The sequence below is a fragment of the Atribacter sp. genome (assembly GCF_035418125.1).
In the GTDB taxonomy this organism is placed as follows: Bacteria; Atribacterota; Atribacteria; order Atribacterales; family Atribacteraceae; genus Atribacter; species Atribacter allofermentans.
In genome coordinates, this window is sequence record NZ_DAOLQM010000199.1 from 1 (window position 1) to 4,119 (window position 4,119).

Genomic DNA, 4,119 nt, shown 5'->3' on the forward strand with positions numbered 1-4,119 from the left:
CAAAGAATCACGCTACCTCCTCCTTTTTTGATTACCGTTACCAAAGGGATGAATGTCCCCCGATTTCCTACCCTGAGGGGGAAAATATCCGCCCGGCAACAAGAAATACAAAAATTCAATGCTCATTCTCTGGGTATTTCAGTAGATTCGGTAGGATTATCTGGTTCGCCTACCCGAGTCGTAAAAGTCGAAAACTTTAAAATTGAACGAAGAGGAAAGATTTTAAAAGATATGGATCCGACTATCATGGCAGATCAATTGGTTCAGTTTTTAATTGATCGAGGAGCTTGGTAAATGAATCACCATTTACTGATCATAGGTGAAATTCGTCGGGGTAAAGTCGATCCGACTACTTTTGAGATATTAGGAGCAGCTCAACAGCTTCGTAGTAAAGGAGTGGAAAAGGTTGGCGTTTTTTTTGGATCAAGCGAATTCAATATAGAAGAATTGCAAAGTCCACTTCAGTTTGGAGCAAATTATGTTTACGGGATTAAAAATCCCATATTTGATGAGTTAGCCTTTCACCAGTCAACACAATTCATCATAAATATCATACAAAAATTCAAACCTACCATCATTTTAGCAGCAGCTACCACCCAAGGAACCACTCTCATGCCCTATCTGGCAGCTAAACTCCATACTGGCTTAACCGCTGATTGTACTGGTTTTGATATCGACTCTAAAGACGGGGCTCTGTTGCAAATTCGACCGGCTATTGGTGGAAACATTATGGCAACTATAAAAACCAGAACCTTCCCCCAAATGGCAACAGTTCGTCCCAATACTTTTAAGCCAGTTCAGAGTGAATTCCCTGATTCAGCTCTTGTGATCGAGGAGGATAATTCAACCTACTCCAGTGGTTTCTTAAAAAATGAATTTATCGAAGGAAATCATAATCTTGATATAACCAAAGCAAAAATCCTATGCAGTGGCGGTCGGGGATTAAAAAATGCCAAAAACTTTTTTCTCCTTGAAGAATTAGCACAATATTTAAATGGTTGTGTGGGTGGAAGTCGAGTGGCGGTAGAGCAAGGATGGACCTCTTTTCCTCATCAAGTAGGTTTGAGCGGAAAAACTGTATCACCTGAATTTTATATTGCTCTTGGAATATCAGGAGCGATTCAGCATTTAGCTGGAATGCAAACGTCTCGTTATATCATAGCTATCAATCGGGACCCAGAAGCGCAAATCTTTCATCTCGCCGACTTTGGTATTGTTGGAGATGTATTAGAAATCCTCCCTCAGGTCATTCGAATTTTAAAACAGAGGAAAAATAAATGAATCAATTCAAACCAATCAATGATCAGGATATTCAATATTTTAAAACAATTATTGGAGAGCAATTCGTATCTGGAGATCCAGAAGTCCTTAAGAATTACTCAAAGGATGAGACTCCCGATGAAACTCTGCGATTATTACCCGAAGTGGTTATAAAACCAACCACCAATAAGGAAATCCAGCTTATAACCCGATATTGTTTTGAAAAAAATATAGCGATAACCCCGCGGGGAGCGGGCAGTGGTCTTTCGGGTGGGTCAATTCCAGCCTATGGTGGTGTTGTGTTGTCTTTGGAGAGAATGAACCGGATTTTAGAAATCGATATTGAAAATCTAATCGTGGTTGTCGAACCAGGAGTCATAACCAACGACATTAACCGTCAATTAAAAAGCTATGGTCTTTTTTACGCCGGCTATCCGATGAGTCTGGAAACCTGTCAGATAGGAGGAAATGTTGCTGAAAATGCTGGAGGGGGCAAGGCAGTTAAGTATGGTGTTACCGGTCATTATGTTCGGGGAGTGGAGTTTGTTACTGCATCGGGAGATTTAGTTCATTTCGGAGGGAAAATTTATAAAGATGTTTCCGCTTACGATATCGTTCATCTTATGGTGGGATCGGAGGGAACTCTCGGAATCATTACCAAAATCTATCTTAAAGTCATTCCCCTTCCCAGGGAAAGAATTGTTTTGCTGGCCCCTTTTGATGATGTGAATCAAGCTTTACGACTACCAGTCATTTTGCTGAAAGAAATGGCAGTGGTGCCCACATCATTAGAATTCATGAATCATGAAAGCCTGGATTTTACCTATAATTATTGCAACCGTTCTTATCCATTCCCGGAAGCGAAGTCTCATATCTTGGTTGAGATAGATGGTGATGATGAAGATAGAGTGTTTTCGCTCTCAGAAAAAATAGGGAATCGGTTATTTGATATGGGAGCAAAAGAAGTCTACATGGCTGATAACTCGGTTTTAATTGAAGAAATCTGGAAGATGAGACGAGCCGTGCCAGAAGCCATTCACCTTGCTCTTCCTGTGGAAATGAACGAAGATATATCACTTCCAATCCAGAAAATCGGAGACCTTCTGCTTATTGTTGAAAAATTGAGCCAACAGTATCATTTATTTTCCCCGGTGTATGGTCATATTGGAGATGGGAATTTACATGTGACTTTAGCGCCAAAACGAAAAAAAGACTGGAGGAAAGACGAACCAGTTATCCGCAAAACGTTTTATGGAAAGGTAAAGGAATTGGGAGGGGTGTTAAGTGGAGAGCATGGAGTTGGATTGAAAAGAAAAAACTATCTCTCACAATTTTATTCACTAGAAGAAATAAACTTGATGAGAAATATTAAAAAAGCTTTTGATCCAAAAGGAATTCTCAATCCTGGGAAAATATTTCCTGATTCAGAATAAGCCACCCATGTCACTTCGCGGCACCAACTGAGGATGACAATACCTATTAAGGAACCAATCTCCCCTTTTAGTAAAAAGGGATAAAGGGGGATTTGAATTTTTACTGTTCCGTCATCGTGAGGAGCGCAGCGACGTGGTAATCTCATTTACTCAATGAGTCATTCTGAGGAGCGTCTTATGCGACGTGAGAATTTCATCCTTTAAAGTATTTATGAAGAAAGAACCTAAAAGATGAGATCCTCACGCCCTCAAAAAACGAGGGCTCAGGATGACGAGTGTGGTGTCAGAAGAGATCCTCATGGCTTCAAAAAACGAGGGCTCAGGATGACGAGTGTGGTGTCAGAAGAGATCCTCACGCGGAAAAGCACCGCTCAGGATGACCGGATGAAAGGTACACCCCCCTAATCCTCCTCAATGGGGGAAACCATTAGATGGTATTTTCAATATAGTATTGACAAAAGGCAAATCATATGGTCAAATATTCACATTCGAGAATAAATAAACGCTGAGAAAAGGAAGAGTAGCTTCTGAATCATGCATCCAGAGAGAGCCAGGATAAAGGGTGGGAGCCTGGTGTTGCAACAGAAGTGAATGGGCCTTGGAGCGGCTCTACGAAAGCCAATGCGAGTAGGGTGAGAAGGGACTTTCCCTTTAAAGAAAGGCGGGTATCGGAGTAATCCCGTACCTGAGAGAGTGAATGGCAGTAATTGCCATTAATAAGAGTGGTACCGCGAGTGAAAGCCCTCGTCTCTTGACGAGGGCTTTTTTTATTGCTGATGATGTACTGGAAGACCAATATAATTCCAAAGAGAAAGTGAGTGAGAGCCATGTATACCAAAGGATTTATGGGAGAATTCGGAGGACGGTTTGTCCCAGAAATTCTCATGTATCCCTTGAATGAGTTAGAAGAATCATATGAATATTATTCTAATGATCGATCATTTCACGAGGAACTTGGATATTATCTATACCGTTATTCCGGACGTCCTTCACCGCTGTATTACGCCTCAAGGCTAAGTGAGCGTTGTCAGGGACGAAAAGTATATCTGAAACGGGAAGACCTCAATCATACTGGTTCCCACAAAATTAACAATACTCTGGGACAAGTATTGTTGGCAAAAAAGATGGGAAAGAAAAGAATCATTGCTGAAACTGGGGCAGGTCAGCATGGAGTGGCAACTGCCACTGTCTGTGCCCTTCTTGGAATGGAATGTCAAGTGTACATGGGAGCCGTTGATGTGGAAAGACAAAAACTCAACGTCTATCGAATGCAAATTTTAGGAACTGAAGTTATACCGGTTAAGTCTGGTACTCAAACCTTAAAAGATGCGATTAATGAGGCGATGCGAGATTGGGTTCAGAATGTAGATAATACCCACTATGTCATCGGATCGGTAGTGGGTCCGGATCCCTATCCTCGTATAGT

Annotated in this window: 4 protein-coding genes and 1 other annotated feature; all 4 genes read left to right on the forward strand. The window is 41.4% G+C overall.

Annotation, left to right across the window (positions count from 1 at the left end):
* Positions 1-294, forward strand: a 294-nt coding sequence (locus tag PLK24_RS09065; protein WP_324478380.1) for a hypothetical protein, incomplete at its 5' end; no start/stop codon positions are given.
* Positions 295-1,281: an electron transfer flavoprotein subunit alpha/FixB family protein gene (locus tag PLK24_RS09070; protein ID WP_324478382.1), complete on the forward strand. Its 987-nt coding sequence runs from the start codon at positions 295-297 to the stop codon at positions 1,279-1,281.
* On the forward strand, positions 1,278-2,693 hold the full coding sequence (locus PLK24_RS09075; protein ID WP_324478384.1) for an FAD-binding oxidoreductase: 1,416 nt from the start codon (positions 1,278-1,280) through the stop codon (positions 2,691-2,693). The genes PLK24_RS09070 and PLK24_RS09075 overlap by 4 nt, the downstream gene beginning before the upstream one ends.
* Positions 2,694-3,191: 498 nt before the next feature.
* Positions 3,192-3,448 (forward strand) — a binding site (T-box leader).
* A 72-nt stretch (positions 3,449-3,520) separates the two neighbouring features.
* Positions 3,521-4,119: pyridoxal-phosphate dependent enzyme (locus tag PLK24_RS09080; RefSeq protein WP_324478386.1), on the forward strand; the 599-nt coding region annotated here is incomplete at its 3' end.